The organism is Flavobacterium piscis, assembly GCF_031457575.1.
GTDB lineage: Bacteria > Bacteroidota > Bacteroidia > Flavobacteriales > Flavobacteriaceae > Flavobacterium > Flavobacterium piscis_A.
This window is the reverse complement of the sequence record NZ_JAVDWQ010000003.1, coordinates 130,349-153,494: the sequence shown is the minus strand read 5'-3', so window position 1 is coordinate 153,494 and position 23,146 is coordinate 130,349. Positions and strand designations below refer to the sequence as shown.

The following is a 23,146-nucleotide window of genomic DNA, read 5'->3' as shown; positions in this document are numbered from 1 at the left end:
TTTTAAGATTCGGCTTTTTCCTTATTGTTTTTTTTGGTTTACGTAAATTTTAAAATCTTACTTACCATCAAAACTTATTCTCCACCTCTGCGGCCTGCAGCATTAAATAATGCAAATCAGTATTTTTTATAAAAGGCTTTAAAAGTTCGCTTCCCGGACCAAACATAGCCAGTTCTACATAATCGGCAGAGTGATCCATACTGATCCAGCCTACAGAATTTATTTTTTCCTGCATTTCTGCAAAAGCTTTGTATGGAAGTTTTTTGTAATTATACAAACCATCTTCTTTATGGAGCCCATCATAATAACTCAACACCGTTTTTGCATCTTCATCTGAAACGGAATGCCCATTTGCTTTCTCAATAATTTCCTTTACTTGTGCTACTGAAGATTCTGGTTTTATTTGATTCAAAATCCATTCGTTCGTCTGAGTGTATTTTTGGATACTGTCAAAATTATCATTGGCGTATTTCCCATAAATAATTCCGGGATTTGCATTTCCGTGATCTGTAGTGATAATCACTAATGTTTCTTTGTCTTTCTCTGCAAAATCTATCGCAACTTTTACCGCTTCATCAAATTCCACCTGATCATTAATCAAACCTGCAATATCATTGCCATGTGCTGCCCAGTCAACTTTACCACTTTCTATTTGTAACACAAAACCCTTTTTATGGTCTTTCATTCTATCAATAGCTTTCTGTGCCATTTCGCCTAGACTCGGAATCGTATTTTTTAAATTTTCGTCACTATTTCTATCCACGGAATATGGAAGTCCATCATCTGAAAATACGCCCAATACAGGTTGAGAATTAGATGTGGCTTCCATTTCAGACTTTGTTTTTACGACCTGATAGCCTTTTGATTTAAATGCAGCATACATATCTTTTTTATCTTTTCGTAATTCCGCACTGAAGTAATTGGCACCACCTCCCATCATAACATCAAAACCCAATTCTAAATATTGTTCGGCAATATCATCCTGGGCATTTCTGCTTTTACTGTTGACACAAAAACCTGCCGGTGTTGCGTGGGTAATGGGAACCGTAGTTACACAGCCCGCCATTTTACCGGATTTCTTGAACTTTTGCCAAATTGGCAAATGAGGTTCTCCCTTCGGACTAACATTAAGTGCCCCATTATTTACACGAAAACCACCGCCCCAGGAAGAACTTGCTGCAGAAGAATCGGTTACTATAGAACTGGCAGAAGCGGTATCCATCAATGCCCTTGAAACCCTGTTGTCTTTATATAATTGTATCCAATTAGAACCTTTGCCTGTTTTCCTGTTCAAAAACAAATCGGTCATATTAAGTGTGCCGGTACTCATTCCGTCACTGACCAGTAAAATTATATTTTTAGCTTTCTTATTTTTATTTACAGATTCTAAATCTAAAACATTTGCAGAACCCTCAAACGGATTCATAATTGCTGCTCCTATTGTAAATAATGAGCCATTTCTAAAGAATTTCCTTCTATCCATTACTACTTTGTTTATAAGTATTTTCAAAGATAAAGAAATTGGATAAGCTACAAAATTATCATTAGGTTATGAATTGCCTTTATAGAATAGTTTTGAAGTGAGATTGAGTAAAGGATTCTGTTTTTCTTCAAAGTAAAATTTTTCGAATTCATTTCTTAGCATAAAAAAGCCCGATACCAATAATTTAAACATTACTTGGTATCGGGCTTTTTATATAAGAATAAAATTAAGCGTGAAACTTCAACGGCAAATGCACCACTTTTTTCGTTTCAAAAAATTCATCTTCAAAAATTGTCGATAAATCGTATAAGGTTGCTTTCGGGAAGTCTTTTAATTCTTCGGTTAAATCACCACCTTTTAAATATAGAATTCCGTTTCTTAAAGTGTGTTTGTGCTGCTTTTTGATTTTGTCATGAATCCAGGATACAAAATCAGGCATATTCGTTACCGCCCGGCTTACAATAAAATCAAAATCACCTTTTACCAATTCAGCACGTTTTTGCTCGGCTTTTACATTTTTCAATTCCAGGACATCTACAACGCCCTGAACTACTTTTATTTTTTTTGCAATGACATCAATTAAATAAAAACGGGTTTCCGGAAAAAGAATTGCCAATGGAATTCCGGGAAAACCACCACCAGTTCCCACATCTAAAACTGTTGCTCCCGGTTCGAATTTCAGAATTTTTGCTATTCCTAACGAATGTAAAACATGTTTTGTATATAAGGCATCAATGTCTTTTCTTGAAATAACATTGATTTTTTCATTCCAGTCGTGATATAAAAAGTCTAATTTTTGAAATTGTTCGATTTGAATGTCGGTCAAATCAGGAAAATATTTCAGAATCTCGTCCATTGTTGTAATTTTTTAACAAAAGTACTACTTTCGAATTGAAATATTTAACTCAATTTTGCAAATTGAAAATTTATAATAATTACCTTTGACAACTATTTAAATTAATTATGAATAATACCGCACCTACATTTTCAAAGCAGGATAATCTGAAGTTTTTCAGAACACTTAACTCTCGGGTAAACAATTACTTCAAAGAGAATAACATTCAAAAAACCGGAAATTGGAAATTGCACTTAAAGGCAATTATTCTTTTTACCGTTTTCCTCACGCCTTATTTTTTGATTCTGGCACTTGATACTATGCCGTTTTGGGCACAACTACTATTGAATATCGTTATGGGAGTCGGAATGGCGGGAATCGGAATGAACATTATGCATGATGGCAACCACGGTTCGTATTCTTCTAAATCATGGATTAACAAAATCATGGGCGGAACCATTTATGTTTTAGCCGGAAATGTTCATAACTGGCAGGTACAGCATAATGTACTGCACCATACTTATACCAACATTCACGGTCACGATGAAGATTTAGATGCCGGAAGAATCATTCGTTTTACCCAAAATGCAGAATGGCATCGTTTTCATAAATTTCAACACTATTATTCCTTTTTCTTATATGGATTATTAACTTTTAATTGGTCTTTGACAACCGATTTCAAGCAAATGAAAAACTACCTGAAAAGAAAATTATCTTACGGAACACCTCAAAGTCCAGCTAAACTCTGGACAGTTTTAGTAATCACAAAAATAATTTACATTTTAATCTGGATGGTTCTACCAATGGTATTAGGAGTAACATGGTGGAAAGTCGTTGTTGGATTTTTTGTGATGCATTACGTTGCGGGATTAATTTTGAGTATTGTTTTCCAATTGGCACATGTTGTCGAGGAAACTTCAAATCCGGTACCTAATGAAGAAGGTGAAATCGAAAATACCTGGGCTATTCATCAATTGTACACTACTGCTAATTTTGCACCAAAAAACAAAATCGTAAACTGGTTTACCGGAGGATTAAATCACCAGATTGAACATCATATATTTCCAAATATCAGCCATGTTCATTATGGAAAAATTGCTGAAATTGTAAAACAAACTGCCCAAGAATGTAATTTGCCTTATTACGAATTCAGAACAATGAGAGCTGCTGTTTGGGCACATTACAAACACTTAAAAGATCTTGGGACAAAGCCTGAATTAGCATAAACAAACTAAAAAACCTATTAATATAACCTCTCTTAAAAACAGCAAAAATTAAGAGCAATTAAATTTTTCATAATGAACCATATTCTTTCAGACAGAATTAACAATTTAGCTACTTCGCAAACTTTAGCGATGGCTGCATTAGCCCGCGAACTAAAAGCACAGGGAAAAGATATTATCAGTTTAAGTTTAGGCGAACCTGACTTTAATACACCTGACTTTATTAAAGAAGCTGCAAAAAAAGCTATTGATGAAAACTACAGTACCTATTCTCCGGTTGACGGATACCAGGATTTAAAAGAGGCTATCTGCAGAAAATTCAAAAGAGATAACGGTTTAGAATACAAACCATCTCAAATTGTAGTTTCTACAGGAGCAAAACAATCTTTATACAACATTGCACAGGTAATGTTAAATGATGGTGACGAGGTTATTTTGCCTGCACCATACTGGGTTTCTTATTTCGAAATTGTAAAGCTTTCTGGTGGGGTTCCTGTTGAAGTTCCAACATCTGTAGATACTGATTTCAAAATTACACCGGAACAATTAGAAGCTGCCATCACACCAAAAACAAAAATGATGTGGTTCAGTTCTCCTTGCAACCCTTCAGGTTCTGTTTACAGCAGAGAAGAATTGACCGCTCTTGCAAAAGTGTTAGAAAAACACCCAAATATATATGTAGTTGCTGATGAAATTTATGAGCACATCAATTTCTCAGGAACTTTCTGCAGCATCGGTTCAATTCCGGGAATGTTGGAAAAAACAATTACTGTAAACGGAGTAGCAAAAGCTTTCGCCATGACAGGATACAGAATTGGTTATATCGGAGCACCGGAATTCATCGCAAAAGCATGTACAAAAATTCAGGGACAAGTAACTTCAGGAGCAAATTCAGTGGCACAACGTGCTACTATTACTGCTGTAGAAGCTGACCCAAGTGTATTAAACCACATGGTTCAGGCTTTCCACAGCCGTAGAGATTTGGTTGTTGGATTATTAAAAGAAATTCCAGGAGTAAAAATCAACGTTCCGGAAGGAGCCTTTTACGTTTTCCCGGATGTTTCTTCTTTCTTCGGAAAAACATTAAAAGGAACAGAAATTAAAGATGCAAACGATTTATCAATGTATCTTTTGTCTGAAGCAAATGTAGCAACCGTAACGGGTGACGCTTTCGGAAATCCAGACTGTATCCGTTTTTCTTATGCAACAAGCGAAGATATTTTAAAAGAAGCTTTGCGCAGAATCAAAGAAGCTTTGGCATAATTCAAACTTCTATTTCATATACCAAAAGCCTTAGGATTTTCCTGAGGCTTTTTTTGTGGAGGTTGCCTCCGGCCGGGCTATCCGTTTCAATCTTTTGTTCCATTTCATTCTACAAAAGGATTTCCACTTCTATCCCTAACCCAAATCGTAAACAAGAACATTTTTATTTCAAAAGGAACAACTAAATCTGCTAAATCTGCGTACCTATTTTCCAATCCAAAAAATGAACAGAACCCATGGCTCTCTATCTAAATCTTATCAATTTGAGCAGATCAAAAAACACCACACGTTAAGGTTCCTTAGGAACGGCCAATGTAAATCTCGATTCACCTGATCATTTATGACATCTTACAGAAAAATCATCTGAGATTGAATTCAATACTTTCAAAATTCCCATTCCACAATTTTATAAATCACTCTCATAATTCTGTAAGATATAAGGCTTTACAAATACCATCTTTGTAATATAAATTAATTAAAAAATTATTGTCATGATACATACAGATGAAAAAACAAAAGAAGCAGTTAGTACATTAGAAGGATTAATTTCAATTTTGGAAGACGGAAAATTAGGATATACCAATGCGGCTGAACATGTAGAAAGTCCTGTTATTAAAACTGACTTTTTAGAATACGCCCGTGAGCGTGCCTTATTTATTGTAGAGCTGCAAGACGAAATCAACAGATTAGGAAAATCAACTGATACTTCAGGCGGAGGTCCGTTAGGCGCTATTCACCGTGCCTGGATCGATATCAAATCATCTTTTACAAGTGGTGATACTGAAGCCATCATCAATGCTTGTATTACAGGTGAAGAAGCAGCTATTGAAAAATACAAAATGGCTTTGGAAAAAGAAGAATTGGATTCCAATCAAATTTCAATTGTTTCAAAACAATTAAACAGCATTCAGAATACTTTGACACTAATTAAAGCGAAAAAATTGTATTAATATCTGAGACTATTTTTTGAGAAGGAAAGCTACCTGGTTATTAAACTTGGTAGTTTTTTTGTTTTAGGGAAAAACTAAATCTCATATGTTTAATAATATTCAATTTACTTGTTATTATGTAATTGAAAAATTTTCAAATTCAAATATCTAAATTAAAAAAAAATGACTCATTTTTTTAACGCTAATGACAAATGATTTAATCGTAGAAAATCTTTTTAATAATTCTTGCTCCAATTAACAATGATAAAGCTGAAACTGAAGATGACAAAGAAAATATCATAAACAAAATACCTTTTGAATATAGTATGTTAAATTCTATTAATCTTAAAAAAGTATCAGCGCATTGCAAAATGCTATAAGTAATACCAGTAAATTAATTAATTCAAATTTTTAATAAAAGTTATAAACGTATTCTACAAGGTTTTTAAATACTACCACCCAATACAATACAATCCAACAATTTCAAAAAAAGTCACTTCAGCATTAGCAAACTCAAATAAAATATAAGAACTTTGCAAACTTTTTCCGTGAAATTCACACAAGCCTAAAGTTTTAAAAATGAAGAAGAAGATTGAAATATTAGCCCCTGCTAAAGATTTAATTGGAGGAATGGCAGCCATCAACAGTGGGGCCGATGCTGTTTATATTGGGGCCCCGCAATTTGGAGCGCGTTCTAATGCCAACAATTCAATTGAAGATGTAGCAGCTTTGGTACAATATGCGCATTTATTCAATGCTCAGGTTTTTGTGGTAATGAATACCATTTTGTACGACAATGAACTCGAAACCTGTCGTAAAATGATTTATGAATTATACGATATAGGTGTCGATGCATTGATCATTCAGGACATGGCGATTATGGAAATGGAGCTTCCTCCTATCATACTTCATGCGAGTACACAAGCTAATAATCGTGACGCTGATAAAATTAAATTCCTAAAAGATGCCGGTATCAAACGCGTGGTTTTAGCCCGTGAATTGAACCTGCATCAAATCAAAGAAATCTACAACGAAGCTGATGTGGAATTAGAGTTCTTCGTAACCGGAGCTTTATGTGTATCCTTCAGCGGAAATTGTTATATGAGTGTCGCTAATGGAGAACGAAGTGCCAATCGTGGTTCCTGTGCTCAAAACTGCCGTTTACCGTATAACCTGATCGACGGAAACGGAGAAACCTTAATCAAAAACAGTCACTTGCTTTCGATTAAAGATTTGGATATTTCAGATCAAATTCCGAATTTGATTGAAGCCGGAATCGTTTCTTTTAAAATCGAAGGACGATTAAAAGATGTTGTATATGTTAAAAACAACGTTTCTTATTTACGCCAAAAACTGGATAGCTTTTTAGAAAACGAAGGAAGTGACAAATACAGGAAAGCTTCTTCCGGAACTTGCACTTATACCTTCGACTCTTCTTTAAACAGAACGTTCAACCGCGGTTATACCGATTATTTTGTAAACGAAAGACACAACGCAATTGGCTCCTGGGAAAGCCCAAAATCTAAGGGTCAATATATAGGTAAATTAATCCGAACTATTGGAAACGCTTACGAAATCGAAAATGGTGAGTTACTAAACAACGGTGACGGGCTTTGTTTCATTAACGAAAACAACGAAGCTGACGGAATTTATGTCAACAAAGCCGAAAACGGAAGAATTTACCCAAACGTTTTAAAAGAAGTAAAAGACGGAACTTTCATTTACCGAAACAACGACGCAGCTTTCATCAAAATCGTTGAAAGGGAAGACAGTGCGGTTCGAAAAATCAGCACGACTTTATTGCTTACCGAAACTGAAACCGGTTTTGAATTAATCGCAACTGACGAAGACGGAAACGTAAGCATCGTCAACTTAGAACATTCAAAAGAGCTGACTAAAACCGGCGAATCGATAGAAAAAAATATCAAAACACAATTGGCAAAAACTGGATTTACGCCTTATACCGCCAATGAAATTAATATTATGTTTTCTCAAAACTGGTTCCTTCCTATTTCAAAAATCAACGAAATGCGAAGAAATGTTTTCGAACAATTATCAGAAATTCGTTTGGCGAATTACAAACGTGAAGAACACCAATTGGTAAAAACGTCACATCCGTATCCTGAAACCAAACTGGATTTCATGTACAACGTTTCAAACAAAATGGCACGTCAATTCTACGAGCGTCATGGCGTTACCGAAATCGAAAAAGCATTTGAATTACAATGGGATCCGGGAAAATCACGCGTAATGACAACCAAATACTGCATCAAATACGAACTGGAAAGATGTCCGAAATACCATCGGGAAAACATGGATCGAAAGGTCAAAGAGCCTTTGGTTTTAAAACAGGGTGAACTCGAATACAAACTAAAATTCAACTGCAAGCCCTGCGAAATGGAAATCTGGGAAAAAGACGCCGAATTCGAAATTGAAGAAGATCATTTTCACTAAAATACAAACCGATGCTTTTATGAAGTATCGGTTTTTTATTTGGGCGTGACCCGAAAAGGGTCGGGCTCATCCGCTGCAAGTCCTCGCTCTTCCTTCGTCTGGCTATGGGCTTTTCTCTTCTATCTCTCACCAAACCGTAAAACGAGAAAATTAGTTTTCAAAAAAATAAGAGACCAATTTTGAATTGCCTCCAGTTTTAGCTGGAGGTTAAAAAAATCCCACAATCTGGCTTTAGCCAAAAAATACGAATTTTGGCTAAAGCCATTGACTTAACAAATTACCAACCTCCAGCTAAAGCTGAAGGCTATTCAATCAATCAACAAAATTAAATCTGCTCGATCTGCAAAATCTGCGTGAAACTCTTTGGACTCTTTTTTAATTTATAAAGAAAACTTGGTATCCTTAGCGTTACCCATGTTATTGGCGTAAATCTTAGCGAACTTTACGGTTAAATATATATAACGTAGTGCGTCTCTACATTAAGACATCTAATAGAACTTTGCGTTAAAAACATTTTTCGTTACTTTTACTACTCCATTATTTACAAAACTCCCAAATGAAAATACTCCTCCTCGGTTCTGGCGAATTAGGTAAAGAATTTGTCATTGCCACACAACGAATCGGACAAACCATAATTGCTGTTGACAGTTACGAAAATGCTCCGGCCATGCAGGTTGCCCATGGTTTTGAAGTAATCAATATGCTTGACGGCGATGCACTGGACCGAATTGTAGCCAAACACCAACCCGATTTTATAGTTCCCGAAATAGAAGCCATTCGCACCGAGCGCTTTTATGATTATGAAAAACAAGGCATTACCGTTGTTCCTTCTGCAAAAGCGGCGAACTTTACCATGAACCGTAAAGCAATCCGCGATTTGGCTTCAAAAGAACTCGGATTAAAAACAGCCAAATATCAATACGCCACTTCTGCCGAAGAATTGCAAAAAGCCGTTCAGGAAGTCGGAATTCCTTGTGTGGTGAAACCTCTAATGTCTTCTTCAGGAAAAGGACAATCGACTATTAAAAGTGAAAGCGATATCGAAAAAGCCTGGCAATATGCTGTTGCAGGTTCGCGCGGAGATGTTATCGAAGTTATTGTAGAAGCTTTTGTAGATTTCCATTCGGAGATTACACTTTTAACGGTTACGCAAAATAATAATCCAACCCTATTTTGCTCACCAATTGGGCACAGACAGGAACGCGGCGATTATCAGGAAAGCTGGCAGCCTGCAAATGTTGCGGAAGCCGATTTGTACGAAGCACAGGATATGGCGGAAAAAATAACAGAAGCACTTGGCGGCGCGGGGCTTTTTGGTGTTGAATTTTTCCTGACCAATGATGGTGTTTATTTCTCTGAGCTTTCTCCACGTCCACACGATACGGGAATGGTAACTTTGGCCGGAACTCAAAACTTCAACGAATTCGAATTGCATTTGAGAGCGATCTTAAGTCTTCCAATTTTCGAAATCACATTGGAAAAAGCCGGGGCAAGTGCCGTAATTTTAGCTTCGAAAGATTCTGCCAATCCAACATTTACCGGAATCGAACAAGTAGCGGCGCTGCCCAAAACCGATTTCAGGATTTTCGGAAAACCAACTTCAAGGCCTTATCGCCGAATGGGAGTTGTTTTAACTCATGATTCATTAATAACTCCAATCGAAAAAGTAATCGAACGTGCCAAAGAAACGGCAAAATTAATAACTGTAAATTCTTAAAAAATGAAAAAAATACTATTCATGATTTTCCTGGTTATTGGGATTTCAACTCAGGCCCAAACTAAAAAAGTAATCGACAAACCGCAAATCGTGGAAGCTTCCTGCGGAGAATGCCAATTTGGAATGAAAGGTGAAAGCTGTGATTTGGCCGTTCGTATTGACGGAAAATCGTATTTTGTTGACGGCACAACAATTCACGATCATGGTAATGCGCATGCAGATGACGGTTTCTGTAATGCTATACGGAAAGCTTCCGTAACCGGAAAAATAGAAAAAAATCGTTTTAAGGCGACTTCCTTTACTTTAATAGAAGAAAAAAAATAATGATGTTAATTCTCGAAAATATTGCCAAACATGTTTCACTAACTCCTGAAGAACAAGCATTGTTTTTATCCAAAACAGAAACGCATAGCTACAAGGCAAAAAGCATTTTATTGAATGCCGGTGAAGTTTGCCAACACTCTTATTTTGTAAATTCAGGAATACTGAGAAGCTTCAATATAAACGATAATATTGTGGAGCACGTTTTGGCATTTGCCTGCGCTGGATGGTGGATGAGTGATATGTACAGTTATTTTTCGCAAAAACCGGGACAGCTTTTCATCGAAGTTTTAGAAGACGCAGAAGTGGTCACGTTATCCAAAGAAAATCAGGAGCAATTGTTTCATGATATTCCAAAACTAGAACGTTTTTTCAGAATATTAATCGAAAATTCATTGGTCGCTAACCAGGAAAGATTGTTAGATAATTTGAGTTTGACTGCCGAAGAGCGTTTCGAGAAATTTTGTGAAAAATATGGGACACTGGTTCATAAAGTACCTCAAAAACAAATTGCTTCCTTTATTGGTGTAACGCCAGAGTTTTTTAGTAAAATGAAAGCCAGGCTTTTGAAGAAATAACTAGTTACATTTGCTATTATCTATAATTAAAAAGCTCCGAAACTCAATTGCAATAATTGAATTTCAGAGCTTTTAAAACTAATTAAATTTTATCTAAATATTACTTTTTCAAAACTTTTACTGTTTTTTCTGATCCGTTTGAAGTTAATTTCACAAGATATAAACCTGCTGTCAAATCAGACAAGTCAACTACATTACTGGTGTTGCCATCTTTAAAATTTATTGTCTTTACAACATTTCCAAGCAAACTAAAAACAGTTACCTTTTCTAAAACTATATTATTAATGTACAATTCTCCATTCGTAGGATTAGGCGCTATTGATATATTTTCTAAAGTATTATCACCAGTTCCAAGAGAAACATTTTCTAAATAAACTGCCGAAGCATCTTTGTAAGTCATCCAATTAGTATCAGAATAAGACTTATTGTCAACCAAAATAACTAAAGCAGGATCATTTGCCTGAAAACCAAAGATTCCAATTGGATATGTTACTGATTTACTTTTTGCACTTTTAGCTGCATTCGTGGTTTCTATGCTTGTATTATTACCATTTTTCAGATTTACCGATTTCAATTGATTATTTTGGCAATTAATATGGGTTAATTGAGTATTTTTAGACACATCAAGTGTAACAAGCTGGTTAGAATAACAATTTAAGTATTTTAGTTCCGTATTACTGCTTACATCTAATGCTGCTACCTTATTATTACCAAAGTCTAAGGCTGTTAAAGCTGTGTTTTTAGAAACGTCCAAAGAAGTCAGTTGATTATCGATACAGTAAAAATTGACAAGTTTGGTGTTTTTAGTCACATCTAAACTAACTAATGCGTTATTATTTACAACCAGGTATATCAACTCTGTATTTTTTGAAACATTAATATTTGTCAGGTTGTTATTTCGACAATCAACATGTGTTAACTGTGTGTTTTTAGACAAATCAAGCGTAACGAGATGGTTGTTATAACAACTTAAATTTGTTAACTGTGTGTTTTTTGAAAGATCAAGTGTGGTTAGATTCACATTATTTATTAAATCTAATGAAGTTAAGGCCGTAAAATCCTGTAATCCTGTAAAATTTGAAATATTGCTGTCATAAATATCTAAATCAGTAAGAGAATTAATTTCATGTGTTAATACTTTACCATCAACAACTCCTGAATCTATATTTTTATCTATTAACAATTGCTCAAAATTTGCATCAGGTATAGCAGTATATTGTATACAGGCAGTTTCAGAAAAAACCGTGTTAGAACCTGCATTAGTTAGCCAAACAGGACCTGTACTTACCGCAAGATTATCAACTTTTACACAAGATAATAAATTACAATTCTGAGAAGAAAATCGAGTAATAATTTCATTGTGTCCGTTCGCCATATTTAGATTTAACAATGGGCCTCCTAGAAAAACATCTACCAGGTTAGGATTGTTATGAAAGTCTAAAGTTGCAAGTGTGTTGTCGCTTATGTGAGCCACCTTTAAAGCTGTGTTTTGAGATAAATCAAAAGTTGTTAAATTATTATAACCAAAATTAATAGACTCAAGTGCTTTGTTGTGACTAAGATCTACCTTTTTTAAACCCGTATAATAAACCGTAAGATCCTTTAAAGAAGCAAAATCTTCGATACCGGTAATGTCTTCTACTGTGGTATACATAACGTTTAGACTGGTAACACCAGCAATATTAGCTGTAATTACTTTACCGTCTATCACGTCATCATAGCCATTGTTTATTAATACCATTTCAAAGTTTCGGTCGGGGATTGCCGTTGATGGACATCCTGAAGCATAATAGCTTGCACTAACATCCTTATTTAGCCAATTTGTTGTAGCATAATTAATATCATTAACTTCTATACAACTCAGTTTTGGATTGTCATTGAAAGTATTGCCAGCTTCAAATGCGGTTTGATCAGCCCTGCCTTTAAGGTTTAAAACACTCAGGTTAGGATTACCATAACAAGACAATTTAGTAACTAATGGATTTTTAGAAATATCCAGTTTTGTTAATGCCCCCTCTGTTATATTTAATTCCTGTAACTTGGTATTTTTAGAGATATCAATAGCCGTTAAGTTGTCATTTCCCTTAATTTCCAGAAAAGTCAAGTTTGTGTTTTGAGACAAATCTATTGATGAAAAAACACCTTCCCCTCCTCTGTTATATTTAAAATGAGTTAAGGCAGCAAAATCCTGAAGTCCTGTAAAATCTTCCACAGGATTGTAATCACCTGTAAAATCAATAATTGTTATACCAGAAATATCAGATGTCAACACTTTATGGTCAGATACAGTAATACCATTTTGTGTCAAATAGTACATAAAACCAGCATCAGGTATTGCTGTATAAATACCACAATCAGTTTCAGAAAAAGTCGTAATATGATTGCCATCATCATCTGTGTATGTTTGCCAGATAGGGTAAAAACCTCCCTCTCCGTCAGAAATTGTACCAGAAGTATCCAGACCTGCATCTACTTTTATACAAGATAACAGGTTGCAATTCGCTGCCCAAAACCGAGTAACATTATGATTATTTCCGTTGGCTATGTTTAAGTTTACCAATCCGCTACCCAACGATATATCTGTTAACGCAATATTGTGTGAGAGGTCTAAAGTAGCTAGTTTATAACCGCTTACCTGTAATTTTATTAGGGAGATGTTAACTGAAATATCTAAAGTTTTCAAATTTCCGGAATTACCCAAATTCAAGTTGGTCAATTCTAAATTGTGCGAAAGGTCAATAGTATTTAAACTATTTCCATAAAGCTCCAATGATTTTAGATGTGTTAATGTAGAAAGATTAATACTTGTTGCATCAGAATAAATTACATTAAGACTTTCTAATGCAGTAAAATCCTGAAGTCCGGTAAAGTCATTAATTCCATACGTATTCAATTCAGTAACACCGCTGATGTCAGCTGTTGCCACCTGATGGTTTAAAAGCCCATCAGTATCAATGTTGTTATTAATCAGCCATTGCTCAAAAGTAGTATCGGGTATTGCGGTAACCTGTGCATGAAGGTCGCCAAATCCGAAAAGCAGTAAAATAAGCAGCAAATAATTGCTTTTTTTCATAAAGAGTAATTTTATTTCCATAGATTTAATTGTTAATGGTTATTAATATGCAGGACAAAGTTGCTATTATAATAAATAGCATCATATAAGGGGAAACCCCTGATTATTTACTCAAGAGCAGAAATTCATTTGAAATAGATACATTTGCTGAAAATATATTGGAATGAATAAGCCATTTGCACACGTTATATCAATTATAACTTTAATTATTTTTCTGGGATGCAGCGATAAAAAAGAAACCGAAGTTGTTTTTACAAAAAAAGAGCCTGCTAAAGAAGATGCAGTTAAGACATGGCTGCACAAAGTAGAAAACTACAAAAAAAGTGATAATTACTTGGTAGTTTTTCACAACTATTACAATCAAAAAATAAAAGAAAAAAACTATTCAGATGCAGCTGAAGTTTTAGACTTCGCTTGCGTATATCTGGCAGATTCTTATGATTTTAATGATCGGTTTATGGCAACAGTCAAACAATTTGATGCCAAATACAGAGAAGAATTACCTGCACTAAAAACTACTTTTGCAGATGCTTATCTGGCCAACTATTATTATGATAAGTATAATTTAAAAAAAGCATGTGATTATTTTAGAAAGATAACGACATTAGAGCCTGATGACTACGATAGTTGTTATAACATAGCCAGAGCTTACTATGATTTATCCTATATTTATTATGTAATGGGCAAGCAAAATTTAAGTCTGCTTGCCAACCAAAAATCTTTCGAATACTTCAGCAAAATAAATAATCCTAAAGGCCTGGCTTTTGTTTATTCAAATTACGCTAATATTTATACTGCCATTGGCGACAAAAAAAGAGCTATTGAAAACGCTGACAAAGCTATTCAGGCATATAAAAAAATTGACAATACCTATAACGTCTATATTGGCTTAATTAATAAAATTTCGATTTATGAATATTTAAAAGATAAACGCGAAAGACCATTAATCGATTCTGTTTATCAAGCTTTTATAGATAGCAAAGACGAAAGTAAAATATTAAAAATTAAAATATTTGATTTTAAGGCAGAAAATTTAATCCATGAAAACAAGTTATCAGAAGCCAAAAAATTGCTTGATGATTTAAAACCAGTTGTAGAAGAAATAGGTTCTGATGATTTAACTCAGGAATATAAGATAACAACGGCCTTGCTTGAAATAAAAGAGAACCCTGATTATGCAAATTTTACCGATATAAAAAAGGCATTACCAAGTTTAATAGCCAATCAGCAATACGAAAAAGTGAATATGTTTTATGGCTTATTGCAAAACAATGCGATTCATAACAACGATTACAAAAATGCTTTGCACTATGAAACAGAGAAGAAAATTATTGCAGACAGCATAGGAAACATCATTGAAAGAGTGAAAATTGCCGAATTGGAAACCAAATATAAAACTCAAAAAAAACAACAACAAATAGCCATTGACAAAAAAACAATTGTAAACAAAAATACCACGATAGCCTTATTAATCTCTTTGATTGTGGGCTTTTTCTTAATTTTAATACTCTACAGTATTCGACTAAAACAAAAAAAATTAAAGCAAGAAAGACAAAACGCACAACAATATACCAAACAACTATTAGAAAAAACTGAAGAAGAACGCAAACGAATAGCCAGTGATTTGCACGATAGCGTAAGCCACGAATTGCTTAGTTTAAAAAACTCCCTGAATGAAAAAACAGAGGCTGCCAACACCAAGATAGACAGCATCATCAACGATATTAGGAGCATAAGCCGTAATTTGCACCCCGTATTATTTGATAAAATTGGGTTGAAAGAAAGTATTAATCAAATGGTTGAACGCACCCAATTAGTAAACGACTTTATGGTTACGGCCGATATCGATTATGTTGCTAATTTATCATCGTCAGATGAATTGCAAATTTACCGTATAGTGCAGGAAGCTTTATCGAACATTATTAAATATGCCGATGCCATCGCTGCCAAAATTACTATTGCCGAAACCAAAAATAACATTACCATTGAAATAAAAGACAACGGAAAAGGATTTGATGTAAACGAAACCCTGAATAATAAAAAATCCTTTGGCTTGCACAACATCATTGAACGCAGTCGGGCCATTGGCGGCGAAGCAAAAATAGTTTCGGATAAAAACGGAACCATCATTACCATCGAAATAAAAAAAACAGTATGAGGATCGTAATTGCAGATGATCATCCGTTTACACTTCAGGGCACGAAAAGTTTTGTAGAATCGTATGGCTACAAAGTAATCGACACCTGTTCCAATGGCATTTCGGCATTAAATTGCATTAGATTGCATTATCCTGATATCGCTGTTTTAGACATCAATATGCCCGGTTTGGATGGTCTGGACGTTGCCAAAGCAGTGCAAGAAAGCAAATTAAAAACAAAAATTATTTTACTGACTATGCACAAAGAAACAAGCATACATAAAAAAGCTAAAGAATACGGAATTTATGGCTATATACTAAAAGAACATGCTCAAACTGAATTAGAAAAATGCTTGCTGGAAGTAAAAAAAGGAAACCGCTACTTTAGCCTTTTTTTAGAAGACGATCTAATAACAGATGTACCAAATGAGGCTGATGAATTATCCAAATTGACCTTATCAGAGAGAAAAATTATTGAGCTTATTACACAACAAAAAACAACAAGACAAATAGCCGAACTGTTATTTTTGTCTGAAAAAACTGTAGAAGGACACCGAAGCAAAATAATTGAAAAATTAGGTTTACCAAAAGAAAAAAACACACTCTTAATTTGGGCTATCCAAAATAGCAAAAAATAGAAAACACGATCCTTGAACGGGATCGTGTTTTTGTTTGAATTAAAAATTAAAATTGTTCAACCTCCGTAGAATGCTTCATAGCGGTGGTTGAAGATCTTCCGATTGTTACCGTATTTTGCACGGCATCAAAATAAGAAGTTCCAACAAAAGCCTGATGTTTTACCGCTCTGAATCCGTTTTTCTGCAAAGCAAATTCTCTTTCCTGTAATTCAGAGTAGCCGGCCATTCCTCTTTCTTTATACGCTTTAGATAATTCGAACATACTCGTATTCAAAGCATGGAAACCGGCCAAAGTAATGAACTGAAATTTATATCCCATTGCCGCCAAATCTTCTCTGAACGTTTCCATTTCTGCAACAGATAATTTTGCAGCCCAGTTAAAGGATGGCGAACAATTATAAGCCAGCATTTTATCCGGAAATTCTTTTTTCATGGCATCTGCAAATTTTTTCGCATAAACCAAATCCGGATTACTGGTTTCCATCCAAATCAAATCGGCATACGGTGCGTAGCTCAAACCTCTCGCAATTCCCTGCTCGATACCATTTTTTACATAGAAAAAACCCTCGTTCGTTTTTTCGCCTGTAATGAATTTGGCATCTCTTGGATCAGCATCACTTGTTAATAAATTAGCCGCATCGGCATCTGTTCTTGCTACAATAAGAGTTGAAACTCCCATAACATCTGAAGCCAGGCGCGCCGCAATCAATTTATTTATGGCCTCTTGCGTTGGTACCAAAACCTTTCCCCCTAAATGCCCGCATTTTTTAGCCGAACTCAATTGATCTTCAAAATGAACTCCTGATGCTCCGGCTTCAATCATTGATTTCATAAGTTCAAAAGCGTTTAGGTTTCCCCCAAAACCAGCTTCGGCATCAGCCACGATCGGAACCAGATAATCTTTTTTGTCTTCAACTTCATTTACGGTCTGAATCTGATCAGCGCGCAACAAGGCATTATTGATTTTTTTTACCACCATCGGAACGCTGTTTACCGGATATAGCGATTGATCGGGGTACATTTCTCCAGCCAAATTTGCATCGGCAGCAACCTGCCAGCCACTTAAATAAATCGCTTCTAAACCAGCATCGACTTCCTGAATCGCCTGATTTCCTGTCAACGCGCCCAAACCAGCAACATAATCCTGACTTTTTAACTTTCTCCATAATTTTTGCGCTCCCATTTTGGCAATAGAATGCTCAATTTGATACGAACCCTGAAGTGTCACTACTTCTGTCGCGGTGTAAGGACGTTCAACACCTTTCCATCTTGGGTTTGTAATCCAATCGTTAATCAATTCCTGAATTCTGTCTTCTGTTGTTTTCATAAATAATAGTTAAGTTGGTTAGTAAAGCATTTTATTCAATTAAAAATTGAGAATTAAAAATCTGCGTTATCTGCTAAATCTGCGTGAAAAAATGTTTTTAACTTTTAATTCCAAATTTTTAATTATTTATAGGTATTTGTAACACGGAATAGTCAAAAAGTCAACAAAATCAGTATTTACCACTAATCTTTCCAATACTTTTTCGGCTAAAGGAAATTGACGTTTTTCATAATTTTCTTCTCCTAATTCCGATTTAATTTTCTGATATTCATCTAAAGCCAATTCATGATAATAAGCCAGATTTAAAATTTTGCCATTATCCAAAGTCACTTTATTCTGAAGCCATTGCCACAATTGCGATCTCGAAATTTCGGCAGTTGCAGCGTCTTCCATTAAGTTATGTAAAGCTGCTGCACCTTGTCCGTTGAGCCAGGAGGCCAAATACAAAACTCCAACATTGATGTTTTTTCGAACACCATTTCCTGTTATGATTCCGATTGGCGGTTCAATCAGGTCTGCTTCTGTTATTTTACGATGTTCCCTTTTAATATGAATTTGATTTGGAGTTGGCATACCTTTATCAAAAACTTCTTTTGCCAACGAAACCAAATCAGGATGTGCTACCCAGGTTCCGTCGTGACCGTTGCGAACTTCACGTTCTTTATCGGTTTTTACTTTTGCAAAAGCAACAGCGTTGGCTTCTTCATTATTTTTAATCGGAATCTGGGCTGCCATTCCGCCAATAGCATGAATCCCTCTTTTATGACATCTTTGGATAACCAAATTCGAATAGGCATTCATAAAAGGCGAAGACATATTTACCTGATCGCGGTCCGGAACGATAAACTTTGAATTTTTTCGGAATTTCTTGATGTAAGAGAAAATATAATCCCAACGTCCACAGTTCAAGCCAACGATATGTTCTTTCAATTCGTATATAATTTCGTCTAACTGAAAACTCGCCGTTATGGTTTCAATTAAAACCGTCACTTTTATGGTTCCTCTTTCTAGTTTCAAATAATCCTCTGTAAAATCAATTACATTATTCCACCAGCGGGCTTCCAGATAATGCTCTAATTTTGGAATATAGAAGTATGGTCCTGAATTATTTTCTAAAAGCCTTTTATGATTATGAAAAACATACAAACCAAAATCTACTAATGAACCCGAAACTTCTTTTCCTTCAATCAAAAGATGCTTTTCTGGCAAATGCAAACCTCTTGGACGAACTATTAGTGTAGCTGTTTTTTCATTTAACTGATAATTTTTGTTTTTAACTTCATCAGTGTAAGAAATCGTTTTGTTTACAGCATCAATTAAATTCATTTGACCATCCATTAAATTTTGCCAGGTTGGTGAAGTGCTGTCTTCAAAATCGGCCATAAAAGTTTTGGCTCCGGAATTCAAAGCGTTGATAATCATTTTACGATCAACTGGTCCGGTGATCTCCACTCTTCTGTCTAATAAATCTTTCGGAATTTCCCCAGCTGTCCAATTACTCTCTCTAACGCTTTTGGTATCTGAAGGAAAAGATGGCATGACGCCCTGATCAAAAGTTACTTGCTTTTGGTCGCGTTGCAACAACAACAATTTTCGTTGCGATTCGAATTTTCGATGCAAATCGGCTATAAAAGCAATTGCTTCTTCTGTCCAAATAGTTGGATAAGAAGGGTTCTTTTCGGCTAAAAATTCCATTGCCGCCTCAGTAATCTCTAATTGGTTTTTCATAACTGTGAATTTTAATTTTCTAATTAATCAATACGTTATCGCTTTATCTATTTATGTCTCTTAAAAACATTTATTTAGCAATCAATTACATATCTAATAATTTCTACACCACAATATTAGAAAAAAGTTTTTTACAAAACAAGCGAACGTTCGCTAAATATTAAAAATAATTTTTTGGCGATTATTTTTATAATAACTATATTTGATTCATGGATATCGAAAAAGACTATATAAAGCTGATATTTGGGCTAAAATTGAAACAAGTCAGAACCCAAAAAAATCTTTCCCTTTTTGGCTTAGCCAAATTGACCAATCTTTCAAAATCGTACTTAAACGAAATTGAAAAGGGTAAAAAATACCCAAAGACGGATAAGATTTTGCTTTTATGCCAACATTTAGACATCCCTTATGATCAATTAGTATCCTTAAAACTGGATAATAACCTCGCTCCGATTGGCGAAATCCTGAGATCGGGTATTTTAAAAGAGATCCCGCTAGAGCTTTTTGGGATTCAGGAAGCTGATTTAATTGATATTATTGCCAATGCACCGGCCAAAGTCAATGCGTTTATTAGCACCATTATTGAAATTGCGCAACATTATAATCTGAGTAGAGAAAGTTTTTTTCTTGCTGCCTTAAGATCTTATCAGGAAGCACACAGTAATTATTTTGAGGATTTAGAAGATAAAGTAATTGCGTTTTCGAAGTCGTTTCAGATTAATTTAGATTCTAAAATTAGCGTTGAAGAGTTAGAGGCAATTTTAAAAGAAGAGTACGAATACACAATTAATGAAATTGCTTTTACAGATCAGGAAGCCCTGGGTGATTTACGTTCGATTTATGTTCCGAAAAGTAAAACCTTACTGCTTTCGACAGAAATTGATGATCCTCAGAAAGCTTTTGTTCTGGCTAAAGAAATTGCTTATAATTATCTGAAAATTTCAGATCGGTTATTGACTTTCAGCTGGATAAAGTTTGATAATTTTGATCAGGTTTTACATAACTTTTATGCTTCTTATTTTGCGGGAGCGCTATTGTTGCCAAGACAATTGGTTGTTACTAAAATCAATGATTTTTTACATAATGAAAAACCAAATCCGGAAGAATTTGTAGCACTAATAGAAAGCTTTGAAGTTTCTCCGGAATCATTTTACCAAAGATTAACCAATTTATTACCAAAGGATTTTCAGCTTAAAAATTTATTCTTTTTGAGAATGTCACATCCAGTTGGTTCTGATGTTTATCAGATAAAGAAAGAATTACATATAACAAATCAGCAAGAGCCGCACGCAAACGAAACCAACGAGCACTATTGCAGAAGATGGGTTTCGGTTAAAACGATAAACGAAGCGATCAGACAAAACAAACCCCATTTTTTTGATGCCCAGATTTCGAGTTACGTTCATAGCGGCAATGAATATTTAGTTTTTTCATCGGCCACCAAGGATCCGTTTGTAGAGAATAATATCCGCAGTATTTCTGTCGGGATTCTGATTACTCCGGCAATGAAAAAGAAATTCAAATTCATTGATGGAAAACCTCTTGTTAAAAGAATTGTTGGTGTTACCTGCGAAACCTGCGATGTAAAAGATTGCCTTGAAAGAGCAGCTCCGCCAATTGCTTTGGAAATAAAAAAACGTCATGAGAATACGGATGCGGTTGTACAACAGTTTATTAATCAATATAGCTAGAATGTTATGAAATATTTGTTTATAATAATAACTCTGCTTTCTATCAACTTAAACCAGAAAACAGACAAACTTAATGGCCGATATAATTATTTAATTGAAGACAACTATTTATACATCCAAAAAGATAAAATTACTTTTAAGGATAGTGTTTTTGTTTTTGACAACAAGTATTTGCCAAAAGGAAAAATCTCTTATGGCAACACAATACTATTGGATAATTTCATAAATACTGATTTAATTATAAGTATTTCAAAAGATCAAATCAAAAAAGACACTATTCTATTTTACATGCATGATAAGAAAAGTTCCTCTGCAAATTATCTTGACGAAATAGTTGGTAAAGGGAAATTAATCAAAATTAAATAATTCAGTTTTTTTTTAAGACTTTCGACATAATTATTCATCTCAATCTTGTCATCTCGACGAAGGAGAGATCAAACTGGATATTCCAACCCTATTAATAGCCAATGTTTGTCGAGCTACTTGCGGAGATTACTCCTTCGTCGAGATAACAAACTGAATGGTTAACTTCAAAATCTTCAAACCTTTGTCATTTTTTTTACAGACACTTCTGAAAATAAAATTTCTAATTTGAGCCCTGATAGAAGCGACATCCTATTGTTGCGGGGTTCGCAACAATAGATATAGCGGATAGCAGGACCAGAGGTTTTTTGAAACTAAATATTACTGCTCCCGAAAAAACTTCCACAATTTAAAACTTAGATTCTTAGCAACTCAGAACCTCAGAATCTTTTCTTAATCTACATTAAGTGCATTTCATTGATGTTGATTGTAAATTTGTACTATCAAAATAACAAAACATATAAATCATGGAAAATATAGTATTGCACAAAGCAGAAACAAGAGGAAATGCAAATCACGGATGGCTTAACGCTTATCACAGTTTTAGTTTCGCAAGCTGGTACAACCCGGAAAGAGTCCAGTTTGGAGCACTTCGGGTTTTAAACGATGACACGATTGCTGGCGGAATGGGTTTTGGAACACATCCTCACGATAATATGGAAATCATTACGATCCCCTTAGAAGGTGATTTAGCACACAAAGACAGCATGGGAAATACTGAAATCATCAAAAATGGCGATATTCAGGTAATGAGTGCGGGAACCGGAGTTCAGCATAGTGAGTTTAACCCAAATGCAGATCAGCAAACTAAATTATTACAAATCTGGTTGTATCCAAATAAAAGAAATGTAACACCGCGTTATCAACAAATTACTTTGGATGTTGCAGACAGACACAATAAATTATCACAAATCTTATCGCCAAATGCTGATGATGAAGGAGTTTGGATTCATCAGGATGCCTGGTTTAATATGGGGAATTTTGATGCCGGAATTGCAACAGAATATAAAATCAAAAAAGAAGGGAACGGCGTTTATGCTTTTGTTTTAAAAGGAAACGTAACCATCAACGGCCAGGAATTAAACACCCGTGATGCTGTTGGAATTTCAGGAACTGATACTTTAGAAATTATAGCGAATACAGATGCTGAGTTTTTATTAATGGATATTCCGATGAATTATTAATTCATAAAAAACACAACACATTCTTTTTTTAACCGACAGACAGATTCCGAAAGATTTTGTTTGTCGGTTTTTCAATTCGTAAAAACAATTAATTATCAAATAATTACGTTTTTATTATTTCTTAATCTAGGTTAAGTGCCTTTAGAATACTCTCAACGTAAATTTGTCTTATCAAAATGAAATTAATATTTAAAAAATAAAA

At 34.7% G+C, this 23,146-nt stretch carries 17 protein-coding genes; 12 read left to right on the top strand and 5 right to left on the bottom strand.

The features are described 5' to 3' along the window. Positions 1 to 67 precede the first annotated feature (67 nt). Both J2W48_RS06010 and rsmG read right to left on the bottom strand, forming a co-directional pair. On the bottom strand, positions 68 to 1,483 hold the full coding sequence (locus tag J2W48_RS06010; RefSeq protein ID WP_310279394.1) for an alkaline phosphatase: 1,416 nt from the start codon (positions 1,481 to 1,483) through the stop codon (positions 68 to 70). Between the two features lie 226 nt (positions 1,484 to 1,709). After that, positions 1,710 to 2,339 (bottom strand): 16S rRNA (guanine(527)-N(7))-methyltransferase RsmG, encoded by a 630-nt coding sequence (gene rsmG / locus J2W48_RS06005; protein WP_310279392.1) that lies wholly within the window; start codon positions 2,337 to 2,339, stop codon positions 1,710 to 1,712. A 107-nt stretch (positions 2,340 to 2,446) separates the two neighbouring features. Between rsmG and J2W48_RS06000 the strand changes: the two genes are divergently transcribed. From J2W48_RS06000 to J2W48_RS05970, 7 genes are all read left to right on the top strand, one after another. Beyond that, a complete protein-coding gene (locus tag J2W48_RS06000; RefSeq protein WP_310279390.1) occupies positions 2,447 to 3,544 on the top strand; it encodes a fatty acid desaturase family protein in 1,098 nt (365 codons plus the stop codon). A 72-nt stretch (positions 3,545 to 3,616) separates the two neighbouring features. Continuing rightward, positions 3,617 to 4,804: a pyridoxal phosphate-dependent aminotransferase gene (locus J2W48_RS05995; protein ID WP_310279387.1), complete on the top strand. Its 1,188-nt coding sequence runs from the start codon at positions 3,617 to 3,619 to the stop codon at positions 4,802 to 4,804. 491 nt (positions 4,805 to 5,295) lie between these two features. Beyond that, positions 5,296 to 5,754 carry a ferritin-like domain-containing protein gene (locus J2W48_RS05990; protein ID WP_310279385.1) on the top strand — a complete coding sequence of 153 codons (459 nt, stop codon included), beginning with the start codon at positions 5,296 to 5,298 and terminating at the stop codon, positions 5,752 to 5,754. A 558-nt stretch (positions 5,755 to 6,312) separates the two neighbouring features. After that, positions 6,313 to 8,187: a peptidase U32 family protein gene (locus J2W48_RS05985; RefSeq protein WP_310279383.1), complete on the top strand. Its 1,875-nt coding sequence runs from the start codon at positions 6,313 to 6,315 to the stop codon at positions 8,185 to 8,187. 556 nt (positions 8,188 to 8,743) lie between these two features. Beyond that, positions 8,744 to 9,904 carry a formate-dependent phosphoribosylglycinamide formyltransferase gene (gene purT, locus J2W48_RS05980; protein ID WP_409025165.1) on the top strand — a complete coding sequence of 387 codons (1,161 nt, stop codon included), beginning with the start codon at positions 8,744 to 8,746 and terminating at the stop codon, positions 9,902 to 9,904. Between the two features lie 3 nt (positions 9,905 to 9,907). Next, on the top strand, positions 9,908 to 10,228 hold the full coding sequence (locus J2W48_RS05975) for a DUF6370 family protein (protein WP_310279381.1): 321 nt from the start codon (positions 9,908 to 9,910) through the stop codon (positions 10,226 to 10,228). Then, complete coding sequence (locus J2W48_RS05970) at positions 10,228 to 10,803, top strand: Crp/Fnr family transcriptional regulator (RefSeq protein WP_310279379.1); 576 nt, start codon at positions 10,228 to 10,230, stop codon at positions 10,801 to 10,803. Before J2W48_RS05975 ends, J2W48_RS05970 begins: the two co-directional genes overlap by 1 nt. Positions 10,804 to 10,903: 100 nt before the next feature. On the opposite strand, the gene J2W48_RS05965 is transcribed toward J2W48_RS05970, so the two are convergent. Next, on the bottom strand, positions 10,904 to 13,876 hold the full coding sequence (locus J2W48_RS05965) for a leucine-rich repeat domain-containing protein (protein ID WP_310279376.1): 2,973 nt from the start codon (positions 13,874 to 13,876) through the stop codon (positions 10,904 to 10,906). 163 nt (positions 13,877 to 14,039) lie between these two features. Here J2W48_RS05965 and J2W48_RS05960 point away from each other — a divergent pair, with 163 nt between their 5' ends. Together J2W48_RS05960 and J2W48_RS05955 are read left to right on the top strand one after the other, a co-directional pair. Continuing rightward, on the top strand, positions 14,040 to 16,034 hold the full coding sequence (locus J2W48_RS05960) for a tetratricopeptide repeat-containing sensor histidine kinase (protein WP_310279375.1): 1,995 nt from the start codon (positions 14,040 to 14,042) through the stop codon (positions 16,032 to 16,034). Beyond that, positions 16,031 to 16,651, top strand: a complete 621-nt coding sequence (locus J2W48_RS05955; RefSeq protein WP_310279373.1) for a response regulator — start codon at positions 16,031 to 16,033, stop codon at positions 16,649 to 16,651. The genes J2W48_RS05960 and J2W48_RS05955 overlap by 4 nt, the downstream gene beginning before the upstream one ends. 46 nt (positions 16,652 to 16,697) lie before the next feature. On the opposite strand, the gene aceA is transcribed toward J2W48_RS05955, so the two are convergent. Together aceA and aceB are read right to left on the bottom strand one after the other, a co-directional pair. Continuing rightward, the gene (aceA, locus tag J2W48_RS05950) at positions 16,698 to 17,978 is read right to left on the bottom strand and encodes an isocitrate lyase (protein WP_310279371.1); all 1,281 of its coding nucleotides are present in this window, start codon (positions 17,976 to 17,978) and stop codon (positions 16,698 to 16,700) included. Positions 17,979 to 18,104: 126 nt separating this feature from the next. Next, the gene (gene aceB, locus J2W48_RS05945) at positions 18,105 to 19,706 is read right to left on the bottom strand and encodes a malate synthase A (RefSeq protein ID WP_310279369.1); all 1,602 of its coding nucleotides are present in this window, start codon (positions 19,704 to 19,706) and stop codon (positions 18,105 to 18,107) included. 209 nt (positions 19,707 to 19,915) lie between these two features. On the opposite strand from aceB, the gene J2W48_RS05940 reads away from it, so the two are divergent. The 3 genes from J2W48_RS05940 (at position 19,916) to J2W48_RS05930 (ending at position 22,944) form a co-directional block, all read left to right on the top strand. Further along, entirely contained in the window at positions 19,916 to 21,397 is a 1,482-nt protein-coding gene (locus J2W48_RS05940; RefSeq protein WP_310279367.1) for a helix-turn-helix domain-containing protein, read from the top strand. A gap of 6 nt (positions 21,398 to 21,403) precedes the next feature. Beyond that, positions 21,404 to 21,763, top strand: coding sequence for a hypothetical protein (locus J2W48_RS05935; protein ID WP_310279365.1), 360 nt, complete (start codon positions 21,404 to 21,406; stop codon positions 21,761 to 21,763). Between the two features lie 464 nt (positions 21,764 to 22,227). Beyond that, positions 22,228 to 22,944 (top strand): pirin family protein, encoded by a 717-nt coding sequence (locus J2W48_RS05930; RefSeq protein ID WP_310279363.1) that lies wholly within the window; start codon positions 22,228 to 22,230, stop codon positions 22,942 to 22,944. Positions 22,945 to 23,146: the final 202 nt, after the last annotated feature.

What these genes read in the sequence shown, in the direction of transcription:
- J2W48_RS06010 (WP_310279394.1), bottom strand. Translation starts at nt 1,483, where the DNA reads ATGGATAGAAGGAAATTCTTTAGAAATGGCTCATTATTTACAATAGGA.
- rsmG (WP_310279392.1), bottom strand. Translation starts at nt 2,339, where the DNA reads ATGGACGAGATTCTGAAATATTTTCCTGATTTGACCGACATTCAAATC.
- J2W48_RS06000 (WP_310279390.1), top strand. Translation starts at nt 2,447, where the DNA reads ATGAATAATACCGCACCTACATTTTCAAAGCAGGATAATCTGAAGTTT.
- J2W48_RS05995 (WP_310279387.1), top strand. Translation starts at nt 3,617, where the DNA reads ATGAACCATATTCTTTCAGACAGAATTAACAATTTAGCTACTTCGCAA.
- J2W48_RS05990 (WP_310279385.1), top strand. Translation starts at nt 5,296, where the DNA reads ATGATACATACAGATGAAAAAACAAAAGAAGCAGTTAGTACATTAGAA.
- J2W48_RS05985 (WP_310279383.1), top strand. Translation starts at nt 6,313, where the DNA reads ATGAAGAAGAAGATTGAAATATTAGCCCCTGCTAAAGATTTAATTGGA.
- purT (WP_409025165.1), top strand. Translation starts at nt 8,744, where the DNA reads ATGAAAATACTCCTCCTCGGTTCTGGCGAATTAGGTAAAGAATTTGTC.
- J2W48_RS05975 (WP_310279381.1), top strand. Translation starts at nt 9,908, where the DNA reads ATGAAAAAAATACTATTCATGATTTTCCTGGTTATTGGGATTTCAACT.
- J2W48_RS05970 (WP_310279379.1), top strand. Translation starts at nt 10,228, where the DNA reads ATGATGTTAATTCTCGAAAATATTGCCAAACATGTTTCACTAACTCCT.
- J2W48_RS05965 (WP_310279376.1), bottom strand. Translation starts at nt 13,876, where the DNA reads ATGAAAAAAAGCAATTATTTGCTGCTTATTTTACTGCTTTTCGGATTT.
- J2W48_RS05960 (WP_310279375.1), top strand. Translation starts at nt 14,040, where the DNA reads ATGAATAAGCCATTTGCACACGTTATATCAATTATAACTTTAATTATT.
- J2W48_RS05955 (WP_310279373.1), top strand. Translation starts at nt 16,031, where the DNA reads ATGAGGATCGTAATTGCAGATGATCATCCGTTTACACTTCAGGGCACG.
- aceA (WP_310279371.1), bottom strand. Translation starts at nt 17,978, where the DNA reads ATGAAAACAACAGAAGACAGAATTCAGGAATTGATTAACGATTGGATT.
- aceB (WP_310279369.1), bottom strand. Translation starts at nt 19,706, where the DNA reads ATGAAAAACCAATTAGAGATTACTGAGGCGGCAATGGAATTTTTAGCC.
- J2W48_RS05940 (WP_310279367.1), top strand. Translation starts at nt 19,916, where the DNA reads ATGGATATCGAAAAAGACTATATAAAGCTGATATTTGGGCTAAAATTG.
- J2W48_RS05935 (WP_310279365.1), top strand. Translation starts at nt 21,404, where the DNA reads ATGAAATATTTGTTTATAATAATAACTCTGCTTTCTATCAACTTAAAC.
- J2W48_RS05930 (WP_310279363.1), top strand. Translation starts at nt 22,228, where the DNA reads ATGGAAAATATAGTATTGCACAAAGCAGAAACAAGAGGAAATGCAAAT.